The organism is Pantoea sp. ICBG 828 (genome assembly GCF_002928355.1).
GTDB classification, from domain to species: domain Bacteria; phylum Pseudomonadota; class Gammaproteobacteria; order Enterobacterales; family Enterobacteriaceae; genus Pantoea; species Pantoea dispersa.
In genome coordinates, this window is sequence record NZ_POWN01000001.1 from 451,572 (window position 1) to 475,848 (window position 24,277).

Annotated in this window: 23 protein-coding genes; 15 read left to right on the forward strand and 8 right to left on the reverse strand. The window is 56.9% G+C overall.

The genetic code is table 11. From position 1 onward, the window contains the following. Positions 1 to 236 precede the first annotated feature (236 nt). The 3 genes from C1Y43_RS02130 to C1Y43_RS02140 form a co-directional block, all read right to left on the reverse strand. Complete coding sequence (locus tag C1Y43_RS02130; protein WP_071813571.1) at positions 237 to 422, reverse strand: general stress protein; 186 nt, start codon at positions 420 to 422, stop codon at positions 237 to 239. A gap of 276 nt (positions 423 to 698) precedes the next feature. Then, complete coding sequence (locus C1Y43_RS02135; protein WP_021506327.1) at positions 699 to 1,160, reverse strand: DUF421 domain-containing protein; 462 nt, start codon at positions 1,158 to 1,160, stop codon at positions 699 to 701. A gap of 12 nt (positions 1,161 to 1,172) precedes the next feature. Next, a complete protein-coding gene (locus C1Y43_RS02140) occupies positions 1,173 to 1,679 on the reverse strand; it encodes a hypothetical protein (RefSeq protein ID WP_104186837.1) in 507 nt (168 codons plus the stop codon). A 232-nt stretch (positions 1,680 to 1,911) separates the two neighbouring features. Between C1Y43_RS02140 and C1Y43_RS02145 the strand changes: the two genes are divergently transcribed. The 10 genes from C1Y43_RS02145 to dcuR all read left to right on the forward strand — a co-directional run bounded on the left by C1Y43_RS02145 (position 1,912) and on the right by dcuR (position 10,620). Continuing rightward, positions 1,912 to 2,403, forward strand: a complete 492-nt coding sequence (locus C1Y43_RS02145) for a nicotinamide-nucleotide amidohydrolase family protein (RefSeq protein WP_104186838.1) — start codon at positions 1,912 to 1,914, stop codon at positions 2,401 to 2,403. A gap of 317 nt (positions 2,404 to 2,720) precedes the next feature. Beyond that, complete coding sequence (locus C1Y43_RS02150; RefSeq protein WP_021506330.1) at positions 2,721 to 2,888, forward strand: general stress protein; 168 nt, start codon at positions 2,721 to 2,723, stop codon at positions 2,886 to 2,888. Positions 2,889 to 3,045: 157 nt separating this feature from the next. Next, complete coding sequence (locus C1Y43_RS02155; protein ID WP_021506331.1) at positions 3,046 to 3,519, forward strand: ferritin-like domain-containing protein; 474 nt, start codon at positions 3,046 to 3,048, stop codon at positions 3,517 to 3,519. Positions 3,520 to 3,546: 27 nt separating this feature from the next. Next, the gene (locus C1Y43_RS02160; protein WP_021506332.1) at positions 3,547 to 4,062 is read left to right on the forward strand and encodes a ferritin-like domain-containing protein; all 516 of its coding nucleotides are present in this window, start codon (positions 3,547 to 3,549) and stop codon (positions 4,060 to 4,062) included. Positions 4,063 to 4,098: 36 nt separating this feature from the next. Then, positions 4,099 to 4,968: a manganese catalase family protein gene (locus C1Y43_RS02165; RefSeq protein ID WP_058757631.1), complete on the forward strand. Its 870-nt coding sequence runs from the start codon at positions 4,099 to 4,101 to the stop codon at positions 4,966 to 4,968. 225 nt (positions 4,969 to 5,193) lie between these two features. After that, positions 5,194 to 6,462, forward strand: a complete 1,269-nt coding sequence (gene umuC / locus C1Y43_RS02170) for a translesion error-prone DNA polymerase V subunit UmuC (protein WP_104186840.1) — start codon at positions 5,194 to 5,196, stop codon at positions 6,460 to 6,462. Positions 6,463 to 6,850: 388 nt separating this feature from the next. Further along, positions 6,851 to 7,276 carry a hypothetical protein gene (locus C1Y43_RS02175; RefSeq protein WP_233209789.1) on the forward strand — a complete coding sequence of 142 codons (426 nt, stop codon included), beginning with the start codon at positions 6,851 to 6,853 and terminating at the stop codon, positions 7,274 to 7,276. A 346-nt stretch (positions 7,277 to 7,622) separates the two neighbouring features. After that, positions 7,623 to 8,159: a peptide-methionine (S)-S-oxide reductase MsrA gene (gene msrA, locus C1Y43_RS02180; protein WP_021506337.1), complete on the forward strand. Its 537-nt coding sequence runs from the start codon at positions 7,623 to 7,625 to the stop codon at positions 8,157 to 8,159. Between the two features lie 114 nt (positions 8,160 to 8,273). Then, positions 8,274 to 9,908, forward strand: a complete 1,635-nt coding sequence (locus C1Y43_RS02185; RefSeq protein ID WP_058781845.1) for a sensor histidine kinase — start codon at positions 8,274 to 8,276, stop codon at positions 9,906 to 9,908. Next, positions 9,901 to 10,620 (forward strand): two-component system response regulator DcuR, encoded by a 720-nt coding sequence (dcuR, locus tag C1Y43_RS02190; protein WP_021506339.1) that lies wholly within the window; start codon positions 9,901 to 9,903, stop codon positions 10,618 to 10,620. Before C1Y43_RS02185 ends, dcuR begins: the two co-directional genes overlap by 8 nt. Here the strand turns inward: dcuR and C1Y43_RS02195 are convergent. Continuing rightward, positions 10,614 to 11,579: an FAD:protein FMN transferase gene (locus C1Y43_RS02195; RefSeq protein WP_104186842.1), complete on the reverse strand. Its 966-nt coding sequence runs from the start codon at positions 11,577 to 11,579 to the stop codon at positions 10,614 to 10,616. The two genes, dcuR and C1Y43_RS02195, sit on opposite strands and share 7 nt — an antisense overlap. Positions 11,580 to 11,629: 50 nt before the next feature. Next, a complete protein-coding gene (locus C1Y43_RS02200) occupies positions 11,630 to 14,410 on the reverse strand; it encodes a flavocytochrome c (RefSeq protein ID WP_104186843.1) in 2,781 nt (926 codons plus the stop codon). 605 nt (positions 14,411 to 15,015) lie between these two features. On the opposite strand from C1Y43_RS02200, the gene C1Y43_RS02205 reads away from it, so the two are divergent. Beyond that, a complete protein-coding gene (locus C1Y43_RS02205) occupies positions 15,016 to 16,527 on the forward strand; it encodes an anion permease (protein WP_058769656.1) in 1,512 nt (503 codons plus the stop codon). A 164-nt stretch (positions 16,528 to 16,691) separates the two neighbouring features. After that, complete coding sequence (fumA, locus tag C1Y43_RS02210) at positions 16,692 to 18,335, forward strand: class I fumarate hydratase FumA (protein WP_058769655.1); 1,644 nt, start codon at positions 16,692 to 16,694, stop codon at positions 18,333 to 18,335. A gap of 71 nt (positions 18,336 to 18,406) precedes the next feature. On the opposite strand, the gene C1Y43_RS23880 is transcribed toward fumA, so the two are convergent. Next, positions 18,407 to 18,571: a hypothetical protein gene (locus C1Y43_RS23880; protein ID WP_021506344.1), complete on the reverse strand. Its 165-nt coding sequence runs from the start codon at positions 18,569 to 18,571 to the stop codon at positions 18,407 to 18,409. A gap of 167 nt (positions 18,572 to 18,738) precedes the next feature. Next, a complete protein-coding gene (locus C1Y43_RS02215; protein ID WP_021506345.1) occupies positions 18,739 to 20,259 on the reverse strand; it encodes an aldehyde dehydrogenase family protein in 1,521 nt (506 codons plus the stop codon). Positions 20,260 to 20,531: 272 nt separating this feature from the next. Between C1Y43_RS02215 and C1Y43_RS02220 the strand changes: the two genes are divergently transcribed. Next, a complete protein-coding gene (locus C1Y43_RS02220; protein ID WP_021506346.1) occupies positions 20,532 to 21,095 on the forward strand; it encodes a class I SAM-dependent methyltransferase in 564 nt (187 codons plus the stop codon). On the opposite strand, the gene C1Y43_RS02225 is transcribed toward C1Y43_RS02220, so the two are convergent. Beyond that, entirely contained in the window at positions 21,083 to 21,796 is a 714-nt protein-coding gene (locus C1Y43_RS02225; protein WP_104186845.1) for a glutamine amidotransferase, read from the reverse strand. The two genes, C1Y43_RS02220 and C1Y43_RS02225, sit on opposite strands and share 13 nt — an antisense overlap. Positions 21,797 to 21,982: 186 nt before the next feature. Here C1Y43_RS02225 and C1Y43_RS02230 point away from each other — a divergent pair, with 186 nt between their 5' ends. Continuing rightward, positions 21,983 to 22,867, forward strand: coding sequence for a DMT family transporter (locus C1Y43_RS02230; protein WP_104187132.1), 885 nt, complete (start codon positions 21,983 to 21,985; stop codon positions 22,865 to 22,867). Between the two features lie 46 nt (positions 22,868 to 22,913). Continuing rightward, positions 22,914 to 24,275 (forward strand): CoA transferase, encoded by a 1,362-nt coding sequence (locus tag C1Y43_RS02235; protein WP_104186846.1) that lies wholly within the window; start codon positions 22,914 to 22,916, stop codon positions 24,273 to 24,275. The last annotated feature ends 2 nt before the right edge of the window (positions 24,276 to 24,277 follow it).

Consider the following 24,277-nt stretch of genomic DNA (forward strand, 5'->3'; position numbering starts at 1 on the left):
CCTGTCGCTTATTTCCTCTCGCGCTAATAACCGTTACTGGTGGTTGCAGCCGTTGCGCTTAATGGGCACTGCCGCATCTCATTCTTTAGTACCCTGCGGCGCGGCCGCTGATAATATAAAATGCGTGCGGCGCAATGGTTCACTCCCTGAATTGCGCCGCTGCGTTAGCGATATTAAGACTGCCTGCATGGCAGCTTAAGGATTACGCTGACTGCATTTACCTTAAAGAAGGCGGTTTAAGCTTCCGCCGCTGCGGTTTTGCCGCGGCGACTCACTTTTCCACCGCGCCTGCCCGCTTCTACTGCCCTTTCCGGACAGTTTTTAAAATTCCCGCTGCTGACGCTGCCGCCTTTTTTACCCGCTTCGCGAGCACGTTCGGTATTTTCTGCAAAATTACCTGCACCACCACGTCGTTGTGTCATATGTCACCCCATTGATTAAAATAATTAAGCAGTTAAACGACAGAATATCTCCACACAGAAACAATATGGATGGGATTGGAGATAAAACAACATTTAATATGCATATTTGCGCTGACAAAAAGCCATGCGCAAATGGTTATTTTCACCGCTGCGCTTATAGCGGGTTGCTTGTAAAGATTTTTTTCTCAAACTTGTACAAAATAATTTTAGTGGTATAAAATCAATTAATTAACAAAAGTGTGACCTCCATCACAAACAGGTATTGAGAGATTGTTGCTATTTTTCAGTTTTATCTGAATTTTCCGGGATGATGGAAATATGACCGCTCACTTCCAGCACCGCGTATTTAATTTGATCGATGCGTTCCAGCCCCTGCCCTGAACGGGCGGCTTCGAGGATATCTTCCCGACTGATGCCCGACATTTTTAGCCGCTGCGTTAATATCCGGCCATGCTCTACCAGAATCAGCGGCCCACCCTCCGCCATTTGTTCAAATAGCGGGAAGCGCGCTTTGAGTTTGCCCAGCACGATATCGATGGTGATTAAGGTAATGATGGTGAGGCTGGCACCGGTAACGGAAAAGTCATCACCCAGCAATGCCTGCTGTGTGGCTTCGCTAATAATCAGCAGCAGAATCAAATCGAATGAGGTCATTTGCAGCAGCGTGCGTCGACCAGCAATTTTAAATACCACCATTAACAACAGATAAATGGCGGCTGCGCGTAATACCGTTTCCATAACGTTCTCCTTTTACGGGTAAATCCACTGCGATACCTTTACCGGTACCTGATGATTGACGTGCACACTCAGCGCCACCCGCCCCGCCGCCTGCGGCTGAATCCCCAGCCAGATCACATGACCTTCTGCCGCCTCGCCGGCGTAAGTCAGCTGCAGCGTGTTATCCCGCGTAATGGCCTGTTGTGGCTGTGGCTGTAGCGTCTGGATCTGCAAATCGTCTAACGCGCCGCTGCCCAGCGTGACGGTGAAACGTTCGCCGCTCTGCGGTGCCACGCGAATCCGCAGGTTCATATTGCTGTCGATGCGACCAAAACGTTCATAGCGCAGGCTGACGGAACCATCAGCCGACTGCGCCTGCCCGTCACTTAATATGCCTTTGGAAAACAGCCCGCAGGCACCCAGGATCACAATCACTATCAGCACGTATTCACCGATACGCTGTATAACGCTCTCCCTGCGTTGCCAGCGCATATCCTCCTGTACCGGATAATCACGGCTGGCTAACTCATCTTTCTTCATGGCGTTATTCCTCTTACAGTTAATTAGCTGACATCTTATCGCTACGGTTATTTCCTCTTCGTCCTGAATTTTAAGCTTAGCGGTAAACGCCGGGATCCTCGGTAACAGTTTAATTCGGCTAAGCAGCGGTGCAGAAATTACGCCTATAATTCGGATGCCCGCCGCTGGCAATGCCTGTGAGCAGCGCCAGAGACGGCATTTATTAATTTCACTCTGACAAGGAATACAGAATATGGATGAAGAACTGGTTAATTTAGCGACCGAAGTGGGTAATAAATTACTGGCCGCCGGCCTGAGCGTCACTACCGCCGAATCCTGCACCTCTGGCTGGGTCGGTTCCGCGCTGGCAGCCGCCAGCGATAGTAGCCGCTTTTACAGCAGCGGCTTTATTACTTACACCAATCAGGCGAAGCAGCGCGTGCTGGGCGTCAGTGCGGAGACGCTGGCGCGTGACACCGCCGTCAGTGAAGCCGCGGTACGGGAGATGGCCTGCGGCGCGAAAAAACTCTCCGGGGATACGCTGGCTATTGCCGTCAGTGGCTATGCCGGCCCGGACGGCGGTGAGGACGGCACGCCAGCCGGCACCGTGTGGTTTGCATGGTGCCTGCCAGATGGCAGCGTGCACACCAGCCGGCAGTGGTTTTCAGGTGAAGGTGAAGAAGTGGTGCGCAAAGCAACCCTTTTTAGTCTGGCGGAATTGAACCGTCTGCTCGACGCTATTTAGCGCCGCTTCGCCGTTCAATGATTAAACGTAAATAAATAAGCCGGGCGGATAAAATTCCCATCGGAGGAAAATGTGTTGAGCATAAATAATCATCAGGCAGGTTAAAAGCGAGACCGTAATATTGGCCGGCTCGCTAAAAATAGCGTGGTTATTTTACACCACAATCTCCAGCCTTCTCATCAATATAGCGTTAGCGAGGCGTGAAAAATATAGCCGTCGCGCTTGTCAGTGAGGCAGCCTGCATTAGTATTAAGTGTGCAAAACATGCATGGCGGCAGATGCGTCATGTTATTTATTACTCATCACGAGGTAATAGTATGACAGAGCATAGAGGCGGTTCAGGTAATTTCGCAGAAGACAAAGAGAAAGCATCTGAAGCGGGTAAAAAAGGCGGACAAAACAGCGGCGGTAATTTCAAAAACGACCGTGAGAAAGCGTCCGAAGCCGGCAAAAAAGGCGGACAGAATAGCCATCGCGATTCCTGATGCGCTGTAACGCAGAGTAAGGAATGTCTCGGAGCAGGGAATGCTCCGTCATCAACAGGATGACAGGGATTCATTGCTTCGTTTCATTCCCTCTCTTAATCGCGTTATCACTTAATGGCTTCAGCCTCCCGTTAATCACCGATTCGGAGAATATTCCATGAAAGTTAAATCGCTACTCGATCTTTTTATTCACGATCTTTCGGACGTTTACAGCGCGGAGAAACAGATCACCCGTGCGTTACCCAAACTGGTCCGGGCAGCCTCCGATGAAAGTTTAAAAAACGCTTTTCAGCAACATCTGGAAGAGACCCAGGGACAAATTGAGCGCCTTGATCAGGTTGTAGAGAGCCACGATGAGCTGCGCATCATGCGTATGAAGTGCCATGCACTGGAAGGCCTGGTAGAAGAAGCGCAGGAGCTGATTGAATCCACCGAAGCCGGCCCGGTGCGCGATGCTGGCCTGATCGGCGCGGCGCAGAAGGTTGAGCACTATGAAATCGCCACTTACGGCACGCTGGTGGCGATGGCGAAAAAGCTGGAGCTGAACCAGGCCGCAGAGCTGCTGGCCGCCACATTAGCCGAAGAAAAATCCACCGATGAAAAACTCACGGATATCGCGGAAAAGCAGTAACGCGACTGCCGTACAACGGAGGTAGATATGACGACCACATCCGCACTTTCGCATTATCACGACTGGCTGCGCGACGCTCACGCCATGGAAAAACAGGCCGAAACCATGCTCGAGCAGATGGCAAAACGCCTGGAAAACTACCCGCAGCTGCGTGCCCGCATTGAGCAGCACATCGAAGAAACCCGCCAGCAGCAGTCTTTGCTGGAATCCATTCTCGACCGTCACGGCATTTCCCACTCCAGCGTGAAAGACGTTATGGGGAAAATGGCCGCCATGGGCCAGGCCTTTGGCGGTACCTTCGCGGAAGACGAAGTGGTGAAAGGCGCTATCAGCGGCTACGTGTTCGAGAATGCCGAGATTGGCAGCTACACCAGCCTGATCAGCGCCGCCACGCGTGCCGGGGATCAGGAGAGCGTGGCCATTCTCAAACAGATCTGTGAGCAGGAGATCGCGATGGCGGACTGGATGTTAACGCACATGCCTGAACTGACCGATCAGTTCCTGCTGCGCAGCGAAGACCCGGACGCGAAAGCGAAACGCTGATTTTCTCTTTTCGTAAGAGACTTTTTGAGGTGAGCTATGTTTCGACACGTTAAGAAACTGCAGTACACGGTGCGCGTTAGTGCACCGAACCCGGGCCTGGCCAATCTGCTGCTAGAGCAGTTTGGCGGTCCACAGGGCGAACTGGCTGCGGCCATGCGCTATTTTACCCAGGGCCTGGGCGATGAGGATTTAGGACGCCGCGACCTGCTGATGGATATCGCTACCGAGGAGCTCAGCCATCTTGAGATTATCGGCTCGCTGGTTGGCATGCTCAATAAAGGCGCCAAAGGCAAGCTGGCCGAAGGCACTGAAGAGGAAGGCGAACTGTATCGCTCAATCACGGGTGCCGGTAACGATAGCCATCTGACTTCGATTCTTTATGGCGGTGGTCCGCCGCTGACCAACTCCGGCGGCGTGCCATGGACCGCGGCTTACGTGGATACTATCGGAGAAGTGACGGCCGATCTGCGTTCAAATATCGCCGCCGAAGCGCGCGCCAAAATCATCTATGAACGCCTGATCAACGTCACTGACGATGTCGGCGTAAAGGATGCGTTAGGCTTCCTGATGACGCGTGAAGCCGCGCACCAGCTTTCATTTGAGAAAGCGCTGTACTCCATTCGCGACAACTTCCCACCGGGCAAGCTGCCGCCAATTGAGCAGTATGCGCACAACTACTACAACATGTCGGAAGGTGATGACGTGCGTGGTAGCTGGAACTCCGATGACAACTTCGATTATGTGGCCGATCCGCAACCGGCGGTGGATGGCGGCGATGGTCTGCCTTCTGTGACGCTGTCGCCGGATGAGCAGCGCGACATTGACGCGCTGGCCGCACGCACTGCGTCCGATCCGCTGATCGATCCGATCACCGGCGCGGAAGCGGGCAGCAAGAAGGCGCCCTGACGTTCAGTCAGGCCAGGCAGTGACACGTTTTTTTCTCGCGCAGTAACTGGCCCCTGGCCCACGGCGTTTCCCTGACGGGAACGCCGTTTTTTTCGTGCGGTTGTCTGTAACCACCCTGTTCTTTTCCCCACCAGCAACCTGGCCAGACAGATTGATTTCTGCTTCTCATTTTTCCTGCATCTGACCTATACTGTTTTTATATACAGTATTCTCAGGGTGCCGATGATGTATGCATTGGTCGACGTAAACTCTTTCTACGCCAGCTGCGAAACCGTGTTTCGCCCGGATCTGCGCGGCAGGCCGATCGTGGTGCTGTCAAACAATGATGGCTGCATTATCTCGCTGAGCCGCGAAGCGAAGGCGCTCGGCATCAAAATGGGTGCGCCCTGGTTTAAACATCGCGACGAGCTGATGCGTCATCAGGTGGTGGTGTTTTCATCTAACTATGCGCTGTACGGCGATATGTCGGCGCGCGTGATGGAGACGCTCGACCGGCTGGCACCGCGCGTGGATGTCTACTCGATTGACGAGGCATTTCTTGATGTCAGCGGAATTGAAGGCTACACCTCGCTGACGCGCTTTGGACAGCAGGTACGTGACTGCCTGTGGAAAGAGACGCACCTGAAAGTGGGCGTCGGCATCGCGCCAACGAAAACCCTCGCCAAGCTGGCTAACTGGGCGGCCAAACGCTGGACCAAAGCCGAAAACGTCATGGACCTCTCTGATCCGGCGCGCCAGCGCGGCCTGATGCAGCGGGTGGGCGTAGAGGAAGTGTGGGGCGTCGGCCGCCGTTTATCGAACAAGCTGAACCTGATGGGCATTCAAACCGCCCTGCAGCTGGCGGAGACGCCCACAGCGCTGATCCGCAAGCATTTTGGCGTGGTGCTGGAGCGCACCGTGCGCGAGCTGCGCGGCGAACCGTGCCTGGCGTTTGAAGAGGTGATTCCGCACCGGCAAAATATCCTCTGCTCGCGCTCGTTTGGCGATCGCATTACCGATTATCAGGATATGCGCGAAGCCATCGCCAGCTATGCGGCACGCGCAGCGGAGAAACTGCGCAGCGAGCGCCAGTATTGCCGCTACATCGGCACCTTTATCCGCACCAGCCCGCACGATCCGCATCAGCCCTACTATGCCAATGCCGCCAGCCAGACGCTGATTACCCCTACCGCCGACAGCCGCGACATTATTCAGGCCACGCTCAACTGTCTGGATCGCATCTGGATCCCCGGCAAGCGCTACCTGAAAGGCGGCGTAATGCTGGGCGACTTTTTCAGCGACGGGGTGGCGCAGCTTGATCTGTTTGCTGACTATCAGCCGCGCCGTAACAGCGATCAGCTGATGGCGCTGATGGATAAGATCAACGCCCACCAGCGCGGTGCCTTGTGGTTTGCCGGTCAGGGCATTCAGAAACCCTGGGCGATGAAACGCGACATGCTGTCTCCGGCTTACACCACGCGTATTAGTGACGTGCCGCGCGTGAAGGCAAAGTGACTTAACCTCTCTCCCGCGGCAACCCTGAACCTGTCACGCTGCGCGGAATAATCGCAAGGCGGCGGGAGAGAAAATTGATAATTCACACCAATCGATACGCGATTAATGATGAAATTAATTTACAGATAATTAATCAATATCGGGCGCTAGCGAATACAGCACTTAATGCTTAAACTTCACTACCCTGAATAGCCGGCGCTATTTTTAAATTACTGAAAATTTATTGCCGGCGCATAACCACAAAAACAAACCCATATCAAAAGGTTAGCCGCAATTGAAATTGCCACATCAGCAAAATGAGATAAAGCGCACCATTATAATATTGCGCAACCATTAATGCCGTGATATTTAAATCTGGACTTTACAATAAACTTACAAAGAGGGAAAAATGAAAATTAACCTTATGGGTTTGATGGTGATGCTCGTTATCCTGTTAAATGGATGTTCGTCGACGGGGGGTGAGGATAAATACAGCGCGACCTACGTTCAGTCACACATTAAAGAAGGGAAAACCACCAAGGCGGAAGTGCAGCAGCTTTATGGTGTCCCGGATGATAATCAAAAATCCTCTCAGGGCACCACCTGGATTTACGAGAAAAATGCGGATTACAGCAGCGCCTCTTCGCTGCTGGGCTACATCCCGGGAGCGGGAGCCGTATCCGGCGCGTTAGGTATGGCAAACTCAGCAAGTGAAGTATCCTCTACGGCAGGCAAAATGGCAGATAAACGTAGTGGAAATACCGAAATACACGGTAATAGACTCTATATCACTTTTAATAATAGCGATATTGTAGATTACTGGAGTATCCGTTAATCCGCACCGACAGAAAGCCATTTAACTGATGCGGCTCAGCTGAGCCGCATTATTCTATTTAAACAAGAATATTATCTGCTTCGTATCATCCGGGCTATTACGCGCAAATAAACCACGACATCTCACCGCTGAATAACGTTTTATCGCGCAGGTAAAAGCGCCGCTGGCAGATCAACTGGCGTGTGCATCAATGCTGCACCCGTGCGGCGCAAATCGTCTGCGCGCAATGGCAAGGCGCTACGGGCTAAGCCGCGCCAAGTTGCGCCAGAAATGTTAACAGAAAGCGGCTTGAATTCAGCGTGCTGAACCCCCACTCTAACGCTTTCGCCCTGACAGGAGTAAAACAATGGCAACCGAATATGCGATTATCGCGGGTGGCTGTTTCTGGTGCACCGAAGCAGTATTCAAAGATGTGATTGGCGTCGAGTCAGTCGAAAGTGGTTACACCGGCGGTGAACGTCCTAATCCCACCTACGAGCAGGTGTGCAGCGGTGCGACCGGCCACGCCGAAGCGATTCGCGTAGGCTTCGATCCGGAGAAAGTGAGCTACGGCGATCTGCTGGACATCAGCTTTGCCACCCACGATCCTACCCAGCTGAACCGTCAGGGTAATGATGTCGGCACCCAGTACCGTTCGGCGATTTTCCCGGCTAACGCGGAACAGGAAGCCGAAGCGATTGCGGCAATTGCCCGCGCGCAGGAAGATCACAGCGTGCCGGTGGTGACCACCATCGAGCCGCTGAAAGCCTGGTACCCGGCAGAAGATTATCATCAGGATTACTGGGACGGTGCCGGCCAGCGCAACGGTTACTGCCTGGCGGTGATCCCGCCGAAGCTGCAGAAACTGCGTAAAAGCTTCGCTAACCGGGTGAAACAGGGATAACCCGCCCGCTCTCCCCCACGGAAGGTCGTCATCGCTGACGGCCTTCCTGCATTTAGCGCGACCCGCTGCGGATTATCCGTCATAATAGCCCCCCGTTTTCCGCAGAGCACGATCATGACCTCTCCACAGCAAGCCACGCCGGCGCGCAGGCGACCGATGAAGCTCAACACCCTGGTGACGCTAATGCTCAGCGCGGTGATTGTGCTGGTGCTGCTGAGCGTACACATGTTTTATTTCTTCCAGATTGGGGCCGCGACGCGCAGCCAGCTGGAGGATAAAGCCATGGCGGTAGCGCGCACGCTGGCGAAATCACCCGAAATTCAGCAGGCGCTGCGCCTGCCGCCCGACCGGGCCGCTATCCAGCCCATCGCCAAAGCGGTGGAAGAGAGCAACCATCTGCTGTTTATCAGCATCACCAACATGGATGGCATCCGCTACTCGCACCGTAATCCGGAGCTGGTGGGCAAACACTTTATCGGCCCGGACATCGAACCGGCGCTGCGCGGCAACGAGAATGTCTCCGTGAATCAGGGCTCGCTGGCCAAATCACTGCGCGTGTTTACCCCGGTGTACGACGCCCAGCAGCGGCAGATTGGCGTGGTGGCTATCGGCATCTCGCTGGAGGCGGTCACCGACCAGATCAACCAGAGTCGCTGGAGCATTCTGTGGACCATTCTGATCGGCACTTTTGCCGGCGCGGTTGGCACCTTCATTCTGGTGCGCGTGCTGAAGCGTATCCTGTTCGGCCTCGAGCCATACGAAATTTCCACCCTGTTTGAGCAGCGCCAGGCGATCCTTAACTCCGTCAAGGAAGGCGTGGTGGCGATGGACGATCAGGGCGAGGTGACGCTGGTCAATCAGACGGCGCGCCAGCTGCTGAGCGATAAAATGGGCAGCAGCGTGGTGAGTACCGCGCGCATTTATGATGCCTCGGTGATCGACCAGCATCTGCAGGAAGTGCTCAACGGCGGTCGCGCACGGCGCGATGAGGAGCTCAACGTCAATGGCCGACTGCTGCTGAGCAACACCGTGCCGGTGCGCAGTCAGGGACGCATTATCGGCGCGGTCTGCACCTTCAGGGACAAGACCGAAATCAGCCAGCTGATGCAGCGTCTGACCGGCATGGTAAACTATGTTGATGCCCTGCGTGAGCGCTCGCACGAGTTCATGAATAAGCTGCATGTGATCCTTGGCCTGCTGCACATGAAAAATTATGCGCAGGTAGAAGCCTATATTCTGAAGACCGCTAATAACTATCAGACGGAAATCGGCTTCCTGCTGGAGAAGATCAAATCACCGGTGATTGCCGGTTTTCTGCTCAGCAAAATTAACCGCGCCTCTGATTGCGGCCATCGCCTGACCATCAGCGATGCCAGTTACCTGCCGGACAGCGGCAACGAGCAGCAAATGGCGGCGCTGATCACCGTGGTCGGCAACCTGGTGGAGAATGCGCTGGATGCGATGAGCGAGCAGACCGAGGGCGAAATCCACGTCATGCTGCATTATCAGAACGGCTGGCTGACCTGTGAAGTGAGCGATGACGGACCGGGCATTGCGCCGCAGCATCTGGCAACCGTGTTCGACAAGGGCTTCTCCACCAAAGGCGAGGATCGCGGGGTCGGCCTGTTCCTGCTGAAACAGCAGACGGAGCACCTCGGCGGCAGCGTCAGCGTGGAGTCCGAGCCCGGCGTGTTCACCCAATTTTTAGTTCAACTTCCGTGGGATGGAGGAACCAAACCGCATGATTAACGTGTTAGTGGTCGACGATGACGCCATGGTGGCCGAGCTGAACCGCAGCTTTATCGGCCAGGTGCCGGGCTTTCACTGCGTGGGTACCGCCGCGACGCTGCAGCAGGCGCGCGAGTTCCTGTTTAATAGCGAAACGCCGATCGACCTGGTGCTGCTGGATATCTATATGCAGCAGGAGAACGGGCTCGATCTGCTGCCGGAGCTGCGCCAGGCGCAGAGTTCAGTAGAAGTGATCATCATTTCGTCAGCGGCCGACGCGGAGAACATCAAAACCTCGCTGCACTACGGTGTGGTCGACTACCTGATCAAACCGTTCCAGTTCCCGCGTTTTGAAGAGGCGCTGACCGGCTGGCGGCAGAAAAAATCGCTGATGGACAATCAGCACTACTATCAGCAATCGGACCTCGATCTGCTGATGCACGGCAGCCCGGCCACCCAGCACGACAACAAACGGCTGCCGAAAGGCTTAACGCCGCAGACGCTGCGCACGCTGTGTCAGTGGATTGACGCCCATCCCGGCCATGAGTTTTCCACCGACGAGCTGGCGGCAGAGGTGAACATTTCGCGCGTTTCGTGTCGCAAATACCTGATCTGGCTGGCGCAGATTAATATTCTGTTCACCAGCATTCACTACGGTGCCACCGGCCGCCCGGTGTATCGCTATCGCCTGCAGCCGGAGTACCATTCGCTGCTGCAGCAGTACTGTCAGTGACGCAGCTGCCAGCTGAAATCCAGCTGGCTGAAGCGGAAATGGCGCGCCGGCGAGCAGATAATCTGCCGATCGCGGGTGACAAACACCGCGTCGATGTCAGGCTGGCCGGCGAGATACGCCAGCCCCTGCTCTACGCCCATGCCGTACAGCAGCGTGGTATAGATATCGCCATCCAGCGAGCGATCGGCAATCACCGTCACGCTCAATAACGCATTGTCCAGCGGATAGCCGGTGCGCGGATCAAAGATGTGATGCCAGCAGCGGCCGTCGCGTTCAAAGTAGCGCTCATAAATCCCGGACGTCACCACCGATTTGCCCTGCACCTGCAGCGTACCCAGCAGTTCATCGTCCCGGCCAAACGGTTTCTTGAGCCCGATGCCCCAGCCCTGCGGCTGATGCGGCGGGCTGCCGAGCGTCTGCACATTGCCACCGAGATTAATCAGCGCCTGCGCAACACCCTGCTGACGCAGAAACGCCTGCACCATATCAGCGATGTAGCCTTTCGCAATGGCGCCCAGATCGATCTCCATGCCCGGCAGCGGCAGAAACACCGAGTGCTGTTCAGCATCCAGCACCACCTGATGCGGATCGGTCAGGCGCAGCAGCGTCTCAATCTCCGCTGCGGGCGGCACTTCACGCCCCTGAAAACCAATCTTCCAGCGTTTCACCACCGGACCGATGGTGAAGTTAAACGCGCTGTCCGGCAGGATGCTCACCGCGTGCGCCACGCTAATCAGCGCAAAAACCGGCGCGCTCACCACCACCGGATGGCGTCCGGCTGCCTGATTAATGGCCATCACTTCAGATTCGGCGCGGTTGACGGTAAACAGGTTTTCCTGCTGTTTGATCAGGCGAAAGACCTGGCTGGCCAGCGTGGGATTGTCTTCGAACAGTTTGAGCAGAATGGGCGAACCCATGAGGACGGCAGAATAGGAATGGACGCCAGCGTCGCTTGTCATTGTGGCCCCGCAAGAGAACGATGCCCGCAGGGCGCGGGCATCGTGATAGCTTAGTTACCTAACGCCAGTTTAGCGGCATTACGGCCCGCTTTGATACCAAAGATAATGATATCGGCGACGGCGTTACCGCCGATGCGGTTCGCACCGTGGATGCCGCCGACCACTTCACCCGCCGCCCAGGCACCAGGAATCACCTGTTTCTGCGCGTCAAGCACCGCGGTCTCGGTGTTGATGGTCACGCCGCCCATGGTGTGGTGCACGCCCGGTGCGATACGAATCGCGAAGAACGGACCCTGATTGAGCGGATGACGCAGCGCGGTGGCACGGCCAAAGTCTTCATCTTTCTGGTTAATCACAAACTCATTGTAACGGCCCAGCGTGCTTTGCAGCGTTTCCTGATCCATGTTGAGTTTCACCGCCAGCTCGTGTGGCGTTGGCGCGCTAATCACAAAGCCTTTGGCGATGTATTCGTCCGCCGCTTTGTTGTTGGCACGTACCTGCTCATTGAACACGATCCACGCGCTTTTTTCCGGCAGCGCGATAATCTCGGCAGAAACTTTGTCACGGGTTTCCATTTCATTGTAGAAACGCTTACCGGCCTGGCTGACCAGAATCGCCCCGCCGCCGCGCATCGCTTCGGAAATCAGGTACGAGGTGGTCTGCTCAACGGTTGGGTGAATCTGGATTTCGCCCATGTCTACAGTCTCGGCGCCAATTTTCTGCAGCATGGCGATACCGCTACCGGTGGCGCCTTTGTGGTTGGTGGTGACGAAACCATCCAGCTCCGGACGGTATTTCACCACCATCTCACGGTTGGCACTGAAGCCCCCGGTGGCCACAATCACGCTTTTCGCATTCAGGATGCGGCTGTCGTTGTACTCATCGACCACTTTCACGCCGGTCACCGCACCATTTTCAAACAGGATCTCGGCCACCGAGGTTTCCAGCAGCACTTCGATGTTGCGCTGGTTAACGTTTTTCACCAGGCCGCTAATCAGGAAGCCGCCCACCGCCGAGCGATCTTCCGGACGGTGCGTACGGTCAATGCTCATGCCGCCGGTGATGGTGATATCACTCAGCTCAATGTCTTTCGCCGCCAGCCACTCAATGGCTTCTGGCGCACGCTCAACGAACTCACGCAGCAGCACCGGGTTGTTTTTGAATTTGCCGCCTTTCAGCGTTTCCTCGTAGAACAGCTCTTTGCTGTCTTCGATGCCTTTCAGTTTCTGATAACGGGTTTCCGCGGCATTCATCCCCACCGACGCTTTGATGGTGTTACCACCAATGGTAGGCATCTTCTCAATGATCACCACGCGCGCGCCGTCATCGTGCGCCTGAATCGCCGCCGCCAGACCGGCCCCGCCGGTACCAACCACCACCACATCGTAATTGACCGGCGCATTCGGGTTGCCGCCCTCTTCAATCACATACTCTTTGCTGGAGGTGGTCAGCGCGCGCGATACCGCTTTCTTCAGCGCCTCACTCTGCGTGGTAGCACCGGTGATGGCATCGACGTGCGGGCTGTTCGCCACCAGAATACGTTCACGCAGGCTTTCAAAGGTGCTGGTGAAATCGACGTCGAGGTTAGGATCCGGCACCAGCGAGATGTCGGTGATACGGTCGGTGTCAAGCGTTACGTTGATTTTCAGCTTCAGCGCTTCGGCTTCCACTTTCGCCTGGTAAACGCCGGCTTTGTACTTACGATGGCCATCGCTGACGTCACGGATCATCGCATCCACCAGCGAGAAGCGCCACAGCGGTTCCGGAATGGTCAGCGCTTCGCGTTTGGTGCTGTCGATGTACAGATCCATGTGCTCGTTTTTGATGATGCGATCGGCCCAGTCCGGATAGGCAATACAGGCTTTACCAATCGCCACCAGATCGAAGCCCGAGGCCAGCGCCAGTTCGGCATCCTCTTTGTTCACCACGCCGCCAACGCCAATCACCGGCACTTTCGCCAGCGTCGCCGAGCGCTGTTCAATGTATTTGCTGATTAACGGCGTCGGATCCTGGGTGTCGACAATCGACGGACGCAGCAGCTGGCCGACGGAGAAGTGCACGTAATCCAGCCCGCGCGCCGCCAGTTTTTCCAGCAGGTACAGCGTGTCGTCCCAGCGGATACCGGGCACTTCCAGCTCTTCCGGCGAGAAGCGATAGCCGATGATGAAATCCGCTGCGGCGAAGCGCTCCGCCATTTTGTGGGTGATTTCCAGCACTTCCAGCGGGAAGCGCGCGCGGTTGTCGCGGCTGCCGCCCCATTTGTCGTCGCGCTGGTTAGAGTTAGGCGAGTAGAACTGCTGAATCAGGTAGGTGTTAGCGCCGTGGATCTCCACGCCGTCGAAGCCGGCTTTGATGGCGCGGTTCACCGCATCACCAAACTTAGTGATCATCACCTCCACTTCTTCCGCCGTCAGCGCCTGCGGGGTGCTGGCACCTTCACGCGGCGCGGCGATAGCGCTGGGCGCGACCGGAGTTTTCCCGCCGATCAGCGCGGGCTCAACCATGCGGCCGCCGTGGTAAATCTGCAGAATGGCTTTAGAACCCTGGGACTTGATGGCGTGCGCGATTCTGGCCAGGCCAGGGATTTTGTTGTCGCTGTCGATGCCGATAGCGCCCGGGAACGCCGGACCGCGGTTATCGATAAAGGCGCACTCGACGATCACGGTGCCGATGCTGCCGGCACGCACGCGATAATACTCAACGAGATCGCTGGTCACGCCGCCGTCGTAATAGCCGGTACAGGTGGTCATCGGGGCCATCACCAGGCGGTTTTTCAGCACCGCCCCTTTCGGTAATGTCAGCGGATTAAGAATCGGGGTGAGCGTATTCATGATGAGCAACTCCAGAATTAAGAAATCGTGTATTCAATTCTTTGGCAGTTCGGAGGTCTTTATAATTAATTTAAGTGGTCCGACTTCATGGTATAAATATACCATTTTATTTAGTTACATAACCCAGAATGTTAGTTATATAAGTTTTACGCGTGAAAATACTTTTTATTGCTCATTGCTGAAATCCGCGCTCCGCTAAGTTTTAACCAATACTTGACAAAAATCAACTTTTTCCTTACATTTAAAACAAATGACGTAATATCAAAGAGATAAAAAGCACCTTTCGCCCGATTCTGGCGGTATTTTTGCCGTTCCGTTCACTTTTAACACATATTTTACACCTGTTGGTTCATTTATTACGGCGCAAAACGTTAAAACAAAAAACCCGCTAATAATTTTATTGATCCAGATCAAAATAGATATTTTAATTAATCGCATCATAGCGTCATTCAATTGATAATTCGCGAAGCAAAATTGCAATTACGAAGATTCATGTAAAAGACACTTTAAAACGTCCCGGTTGATCTGCTACAAGCGTTTCGTAACTAAAAAAATCAACCCGACCGGGCCGTCAATCGCATTCCCATAACTTGCAGACCAAAACTATGAATACACAAACAACCCAGAGTGAACCCCTAAAGGCGCCACCTGCCGCACCGGGGAAAAAGAACCGGCTAGTCATGTTGTGCCTGCCGATCGTGGTTGCCGTGCTGTTGCTGCTGGTGCCCACCCCTGCCGGGCTGGAGCCGTACGCGTGGCACTTCTTCGCCATCTTCGTCGGGGTGATTGTCGGCCTGATCTTCGAACCGCTGCCGGGCGCGGTCATCGGCCTGACCGGTGTGGTGATCATCGCGCTGTTCAGCCAGTACGTGCTGTTCAGCCCGGCAGAACTGGCCGATCCGAAGTTCAAAACGGCCGGACAGGCGTTTAAATGGGCGGTGAGCGGCTTCGGCAACTCCACCGTGTGGCTGATTTTCGGCGCCTTCATGTTTGCCGCCGGCTACGATAAAACCCAGTTCGGTCGCCGCCTGGCGCTGATTCTGGTGAAATATCTCGGCCGTCGCAGCCTGACGCTCGGCTATGCCATCACCTTTGCCGACCTGCTGCTGGCACCGTTTACGCCATCCAACACCGCGCGCAGCGGCGGGACGATCTATCCCATCATTGCCAACCTGCCGCCGCTGTACGGTTCTAAACCTAACGACCCAAGCGCACGCAAAATTGGTTCTTACCTGATGTGGGTTGCTATCACCGCCGCCTGTATCACCAGCTCAATGTTCCTCTCCGCGCTGGCCCCTAACCTGCTGGCGCTGGCGCTGGTAAAAAGCGTAGTTGGCTTTGATATCTCGTGGGGCATGTGGTTCCTCGCCTTCCTGCCGCTGGGTATCCTGCTGATTCTCACCATGCCGCTGCTGGCTTACTGGCTCTATCCACCAGAAGTAAAAGTGAATGACGAAGTGCCACGCTGGGCTAAAGCCGAGCTGGAGAAACTGGGTCCGCTGTCGCGCAATGAAATTCTGCTGCTGGTGTTCGTAGTCGCTGCGCTGATGATGTGGATCTTCGCCACTGCGTGGATTGAACCGGCGATGGCCGCCCTGCTGGTTATCGTGCTAATGCTGTGGACCGGCGTACTGAACTGGAACGACATCACCAGCAACAAAGCCGCCTGGAACACCTTTGCCTGGTTTGCCACGCTGGTCGCGCTGGCTGATGGTCTGGCGCGCGTGGGCTTCATCGCCTGGCTGGGTAAAGAGGGTGCGCTGCTGCTGCACGGCTACGACCCGCAGGTTTCCGCAGTGGTACTGCTGGTGGCCTTCTACCTGCTGCACTATCTGTTCGCCAGCACCACGGCGCACACCACCGCCCTGCTGCCTGCCATGCTGACCATTGCCGCCTCGATTCCGGGCATCAACATGCCGGTGTTCTGCCTGATGATGTGTACCTCACTGGGTGTGATGGGCATTATCACCCCGTACGGCACGGGCCCAAGCCCGATTTACTACGGTAGCGGCTACCTGCCAACCAAAGACTACTGGCGTCTCGGTACCATCTTTGGTGCCCTGTTCCTGGTGGCGCTGATGGTCATTGCCTATCCGTGGATGGTGATGATGTTCTGATGATGTTGCTTTGATGTTAAAAACGCAGCCGCGTAACAACGTTAAAGTGGTATGATACTCGCCAGTCAGCTCTTGCCGCGGACTGGCGAGAGAAAATCGAATAACAGATCGCCTAATTTGTCGCCCGTCATGCTGGCGGGCAACACGAAGCTAAGTGAGCCAACATGTCGAACAAACCCTTCTACTACCAGAATCCCTTTCCTCTCGCCAAAGATGATACCGAGTACTATCTGCTGAGCCGCGACCATGTTTCGGTGGCCAACTTTGACGGCGAAGAGGTCCTGAAAGTCGACCCGAAAGCGCTGACGCTGCTGGCGCAGCAGGCGTTCCACGATGCCTCTTTTATGCTGCGCGCCTCACATCAGCAGCAGGTGGCGTCGATTCTGGCGGACGATGAAGCCAGCCAGAACGACAAATACGTGGCGCTGCAGTTCCTGCGCAACTCGGAAATCGCCGCCAAGGGCGTGCTGCCGACCTGCCAGGACACCGGTACTGCCATCATCATGGGTAAAAAAGGCCAGCGCGTCTGGACCGGCGGTGGCGATGAAGCTGCGCTGTCTCAGGGCGTTTACAACACCTTTATCGAAGATAACCTGCGCTACTCGCAGAATGCGCCGCTCGATATGTACAAAGAGGTCAACACCGGCACCAACCTGCCGGCGCAGATCGATCTCTACAGCGTTGACGGCGACGAATACAAATTCCTGTGCATCGCCAAAGGTGGCGGTTCTGCTAACAAAACCTATCTGTATCAGGAAACCAAAGCGCTGATCACACCAGCGAAGCTGAAAAACTACCTGATCGATAAAATGATGTCGCTCGGCACGGCGGCCTGTCCGCCGTACCACATTGCATTTGTCATCGGCGGCACTTCCGCTGAAAGCACGCTGAAAACCGTGAAGCTGGCGTCAACCCACTATTACGATTCGCTGCCGACCGAAGGTAACGAACACGGTCAGGCGTTCCGCGACGTGCAGCTGGAACAGGAACTGCTGGAAGCCTCGCAGAAACTCGGCCTCGGCGCGCAGTTTGGCGGTAAGTATTTTGCTCACGATATCCGCGTGGTGCGTCTGCCGCGTCACGGCGCATCCTGCCCGGTGGGCATGGGCGTTTCCTGCTCGGCTGACCGCAACATCAAAGCCAAAATTAACCGCGAAGGCATCTGGATCGAGAAGCTGGAAGACAATCCGGGTCGCTATATCCCGGAAGCGCTGCGTCAGCAGGGCGAAGGCGAAGTGGTCAGCGTCGATCTCAATCGCCCGATGAGCGAGATCCTCGCCCAGCTCTCCGCTTACCCGGTGGCAACGCGTCTGTCGCTGAACGGCACCATCATCGTGGCGCGTGATATTGCGCACGCCAAACTGAAAGAGCGCATCGACAACGGCGAAGGTCTGCCGCAGTACATCAAAGATCACCCGGTGTACTATGCGGGCCCGGCGAAAACGCCGGAAGGTTACGCGTCCGGTTCACTCGGTCCGACCACCGCCGGCCGCATGGACTCCTACGTCGATCTGCTGCAGGCTAACGGCGGCAGCATGGTGATGCTGGCCAAAGGTAACCGCAGCCAGCAGGTCACCGATGCCTGCCATAAACACGGCGGCTTCTATCTGGGCAGTATTGGCGGCCCGGCGGCGGTGCTGGCGCAGCAAAGCATTAAGAGTCTGGAGTGCGTGGAGTATGCCGAACTGGGCATGGAAGCGATCTGGAAAATTGAAGTGGAGAACTTCCCGGCGTTCATCCTGGTGGATGACAAAGGCAATGACTTCTTCCAGCAGATCCACAACCAGTGTGCTGCCTGCGTGAAATAAGCCGGCCTGCAATAAAAAAATCCGCGGCGTAAAAGCTGCGGATTTTTTTTGTCTGCCAGCCCCTGCGGCGCTCACACACCGCGCAGCTGCACGTCCAGCAACAGATCGGCATCGTCGTCGTTCTGGCCAATCACGTAGATCGCCTGGCGACCCGGCAGATTTACAGTAATGATATTCTCTTCGACCGCATCCAGCACTTCGTCGTGCTGCTCCTGAAAGTGGTACAGGGTGTTCATCTTCTCTCCTTAAAAACGGTGCGTTACTGTATAAACTCACGCCTCTTAATATCGACAAGACGCGTCTTAATAACAGGGGGAATAATCTGTTTTTTCTGTCAGCACTGTGACAGAGCTGTGTGACGTTGCCATGAAGGCGGCAGCGGCGCGCACCGCTGCCGGTTAAATCAGAAAAAGCCGAGAGGTTGCGTACTGTAGCTGACCAGCAAATTTTTGGTCTGCTGATAGTGATCGAGCATCATTTTGTGGGTTTCACGGCCAATACCGGATTTTTTATAGCCGCCAAACGCGGCGTGCGCCGGATAGAGGTGATAGCAGTTGGTCCAGACGCGACCGGCTTTGATCGCGCGACCTACGCGGTAAGCACGGTTAATATCGCGCGTCCACACGCCCGCACCGAGGCCATAAATCGAATCGTTGGCGATGGCAATCGCTTCCGCTTCATCTTTAAAGGTCAGCACGCCGACCACCGGTCCGAAAATCTCCTCCTGGAAGACGCGCATGCTGTTATCGCCTTTCAGCAGCGTCGGCTGAATGTAGTAACCGCTGGCAAACGCCTCACCGATTTTCTCCACCCCGCCGCCGTGCAGCACCTGCGCGCCCTCCTGCTGCGCAATCTCCAGGTAAGAGAGAATTTTGTCGAACTGCTGCTGCGAGGCCTGCGCGCCGATCATGGTCTCGGTATCGAGCGGATCGCCACGCTTAATGGTCTGGATGCGCTTCATCACCGCCGCCATAAACGGCTCAAAAATCGACTCCTGAACCAGCGCGCGTGACGGACAGGTACAGACTTCGCCCTGATTGAGGAAGCCCAGCACCACGCCTTCGGCCGCTTTTTCGATGAAGCTCTCCTCCGCCTGCATGATATCTTCGAAGAAAATGTTGGGCGACTTGCCGCCCAGCTCGACGGTGGACGGGATCAGGCTTTTGGCCGCCAGCTCAAGAATGTGGCCGCCGGTGGCGGTCGATCCGGTAAAGGCGATCTTGGCGATACCCGGATGCGAAGCCAGCGCCTCGCCGGCCTCTTTGCCGTAGCCGTGCACCACGTTAATCACGCCCGGCGGCACCAGGTCTTTAATCAGCTCCATCAACAGGGTAATGGAGAGCGGCGTCTGTTCAGCGGGCTTCAGCACCACGCAGTTACCGGCACCGAGCGCCGGCGCCAGTTTCCACGCCGCCATCAGCAGCGGAAAGTTCCACGGAATAATTTGTCCGACAACCCCAAGCGGCTCGTGAAAGTGGTAGGCAGCGGTGAACTCGTCGATTTCTGCCGCAGTACCTTCCTGGGCGCGCACGCAGCCGGCAAAGTAGCGGAAGTGGTCAACCGCCAGCGGCAAATCAGCCGCCAGGGTTTCACGCACCGGCTTACCGTTATCCCAGGTTTCATTGACCGCAATGGCTTCCAGATTGGCTTCCAGCCGGTCGGCAATTTTCAGCAGCAGCAGCGAACGCGCCTGCGGCGAGGTTTTGCCCCATGCGTCCGCAGCGGCCTGTGCGGCGGCCACGGCGTTGTCGATATCCTGTTTATCCGAGCGCGGGAATTCGCCGATGGTCGAGCCGTTGATCGGCGTGGTGTTAACAAAATAGTTACCGTTCACCGGCGGAACAAATTCGCCGTTGATGAAGTTGCCATAACGCGATTGCAGGTGGATGAGAGAACCGGTTTCTCCCGGAGCAGCGTAACGCATGGTGTTTCTCCTTGCGGGACAGAGTGGCGATTAACAACATTTAAACTTGTTATTAACATTGAGCGAACAATGCCAGCCTGTCAGATCGCTCAGCGGGAAACTGTGACCGCATCGAAGGAAAAGAGGGCATTAAGAAACTGCCCTGCCGTCACGCCATAACCTGCGCCTGTCGCAGACAGATAATTCCGAGTTTGCCCATAAGCGTGATGAAAAGCGGAACATGTGCGATTTGTGCGGTCAATATGAAGCAGACCCGTGAACAGGAGAACAAGATGCTGGCTTCAGCCCTGATGGTAATGCGTGCCAAAGCGAACTTCGTTCAGCAATTTATCCGCAATCCGCGCAAAATGGGCAGCATCACGCCCTCTTCAGCCGCCCTGTGTCGCGCCATGTGTGAAACGGTCAACTGGGAGCACAGCCTGCGCATTGCCGAGCTGGGCGCCGGCGACGGCGTGCTGACCCGTCATCTGCTGGCACATATGGCACCGCAGGCGCAGCTGGATGTGTTTGAAATCAGTCCCGAACTGGTAAAAGGGTTACGCCGCTGGAACGATGCGCGCATGCAGGTGCGCGCCTGCTCCGCAGAGTATTTGTCCGGGGAGTACGACGTGATTTTTTCCGGCCTGCCGCTGCTGTCACTGCCGCCCGCAACGCGCGACGCCATTCTCAGCGCGGTGCATGAAGGACTGGGACCGCGCGGCGTGTTTGTCCAGTTTCAGTACACCTCGCTGACCCAGCCCAGCCTGTCACGCTACTTCACCTGGCAGCGCCAGCGGGTGCTGAAAAATATGCCACCCGCCTGGGTTTATCGCTGCACGCGGCATTACGCGCCCTGAGCCTGCGCCTGCGGGCGCGTTTGCTGCCAGAAACGCTGCAGCAGCTCGCGCGCCCAGTCTTCGCCTGACAGCTGCGCGCCATCATCGCTGACGCCGGAAGGCAGACAGGCGGTCATGATGTTATGGTCGAACTCCGGATGGAACTGCACTGACAGCGCCTGCGGCGAATAGCGCAGGATCTGGCAACCATCCAGCGCTGAACGCGCCAGCACCTGTGCCTGCGGCGGCGGTACCAGCACCGACTGCCGGTGCGACAACCACGCCGGGAAGGCCTCCGGCAACTGTGCCAGCCACGGATCGCGGTGCGGGGTGCGCGTCAGGGTTTTCAGCCCGCGCTCCCAGCCTTTCGGGTTATCGCCCACTTTACCGCCCAGCGCATAGGCCATCAGCTGATGACCATAGCAAACGCCGAGCAGCGGCAGTTGCGCGTCGATGGCCGCACGAATCCAGGCGGCGGTGCGCTCGCTCCAGTCGGCGTGATCGGTCACCATCGCCCACGAACCGCTGAAAATCGCACCGCTGATGCCAGAGAAAGCCGGCAGCTCTTCCCCGAGATGCGGCCGCACAATGACATAATCATCCGGCTGTAGCGCCAGGGCTTCAATAAACCACTGCGGTTGTTCACCAATTTTTGCCACCACCTGCGGCGGCGGCGTTTCGAGTTGAATCAGAGCAAGGGGTAAGGTGCGGGTCTGTGTCATGCCGAATACGGTCCTCAAATGATCGTGTTTCGGACATCCACTCTGACAGTAAATTTGCCATCTGTCCTGGATTTTTCGGCATAAGCTAATGCCATTACGAAAAAAAGCGTCGCCCGCGTGCGCCAACCGATCGCCTTCGTGCCATCATTAGACGGTGACAACATCGATAAAACAAAGGACAGCAGCGTGGCGGTGCGGCATTTTTTTCTGGTTCTGATGGTAGTTTGCATCTGGGCCTTCAATAACGTGGCGGTGAAGTGGGGATTGCTGGAGCTTCCGCCGCTGTTTCTCACCTGGATGCGCTTTGTGGTGGTGGCCATCGTGCTGGTGCCGTTTTGCCGCATCACGCGCGCCCAGCTGCCGTGGCTGCTGACGCTGGCGTTTACCTTTGGCTTCATGCACTTTTCGCTGCTGTTTGTCGGCATGCGCTATACCGATGCCGGCACCGGCGCCATTGTGGTCCAGCTGGGTACGCCGATTGCCATGCTGCTGGCGATGGTGGTGCTGAAGGAGAAACTGCGGCTGGTGCAGCTGTGCGGTATCGCCATCTCGCTGGCCGGGGTGGTGGTGCTCTCCGGCAGCCCGACAATTCCGGCGTGGTGGGTGCTGTGTATTCTGCTGTGCAGCGCCACTGGCTGGGCGGTGAGCAACATGATTGTGAAAAAGTCACCGCCGATTAAACCGCTGACGCTCACCGGCTGGATCTCTTTCCTTGCGGTGCCGATTGTCGGCGCGGCCTCGTGGCTGACCGAATCGCAGCAGTTTACCGCGCTGAGTCAGGCCGGCTGGCGCGGCTGGTTTGGCATCCTGTACAGCGCCCTCGCCTCGTCGATTGTCGCCTACACGCTGTGGTACGCGCTGCTGAAAAAATATAACGTCAACCTGATCATGCCCTACTCGCTGCTGACGCCGGTGCTGGCGGTACTGATGGGCGTGCTGGTGCTGGGTGACAGCATGAACAGCTTCAAAATCCTTGGAGCCTCGCTGGTGGTGCTGGGGACGGCGATTGCGGTGATTAACCTGCGTAACCTGCGCATGCATGCCCGCTTTCCGCGCCTGCGCCGCCGCTAATCCACTCTGCTATGCTTGAAGCTCGCGTGTTTTCCGGAGGTTTAGCATGGATTCTCAACGCGCTGCCGCATTGTGGCAGCAACTGTGGCAGGGATTGCGGGGTGCGGAACACGCGCCGACGATCCACTTTCTTCAGACCGACAGCTTCCCCTCGGCTTTTGCCGTTAGCGAACTCGCCGCCACCAGCATCGGCCTCGCCAGCCAGGCGCTGAGCGATCTGCTGGGGCGTCCGGCCCCGGTCAGCGTCAACGTCCGGCTGGCCTCGCGCTGGTTTCAGCACAGCCTGACGCCGCTGAACCGTCCAGCAGCCGCCCAGTGGGATGCGCTGGCCGGTGACTATCCGTGCGAGGATGGCTGGATCCGCCTGCACACCAACGCACCGCATCATCGCGCCGCCATGGCACGCGTGCTGGGCGAGCACGCCGATCGGTCATCGCTGGCGGCGGGGGTGGCACGCTGGCAGGGACACGCGCTGGAGCAGGCCGTGGTCGACGCCGGCGGCTGTGCCGCCTGGATGCGCAGCGCACAGCAGTGGCAGCAGCACGCGCAGGGGCTGGCGGTAAGCGAAGAAGCGCTGATTGCCCAACGGGCAACCGGCGAAGCGCCCACGCCGGGCTGGGCGCTGCTGCCGGCGCGGCCGCTGCTGGGCGTGCGGGTGCTGGATCTGACGCGCATCATTGCCGGACCGGTAGCGACCCGCTTTCTGGCCAGCCTCGGCGCGCAGGTACTGCGCATCGATCCGCCCGACTGGCGTGAACCGACGCTGGAAGAGGAGATCAACTGCGGCAAACGCTGCGCGCAGCTGGATATCAAAACCCGCGCCGGGCGCGATCGGCTGATTACGCTGCTACAGCATGCGGATGTGCTGGTGCACGGCTACCGCGCGGACGCACTGGAAAAGCTGGGGCTGGATGCGGAGAGCCGTCAGCGGCTGGCGCCGGGGCTGGTGGATGTCAGCCTCAACGCCTGGGGCTGGCACGGGCCGTGGCGCAACCGGCGCGGTTTTGACAGCCTGGTGCAGATGGCCTGCGGCATCGCCGAACAGGGTATGCGCTGGCAGGCAGGCGTTAAACCGACGCCGCTGCCGGTGCAGGTGCTGGATCACGCCACCGGCTATATGATGGCGGCCGCGGTGCTGGAAGGATTACGCCAGCGCCGAATCAACGGCACCGGCTGGCAGGCGCGTTTGTCGCTGGCGCGTACCGCGCTGTTGCTTCAGCAACACGGCGCAGCGCCACAAGGCGAACAGCGTGGCATTACGCCGCAGCCGCACGATGCGCTGAGCGCGCTGGAGATCAATCGCTGGGGAATTGGCGAGCGCCTGCGCGCCGCGGCTTATCTGCCCGGTACGCCGATGCTGTGCGCGGCACCGGCGCAGCTGCCCGGCAGCAGCCATCCCTGCTGGTGACG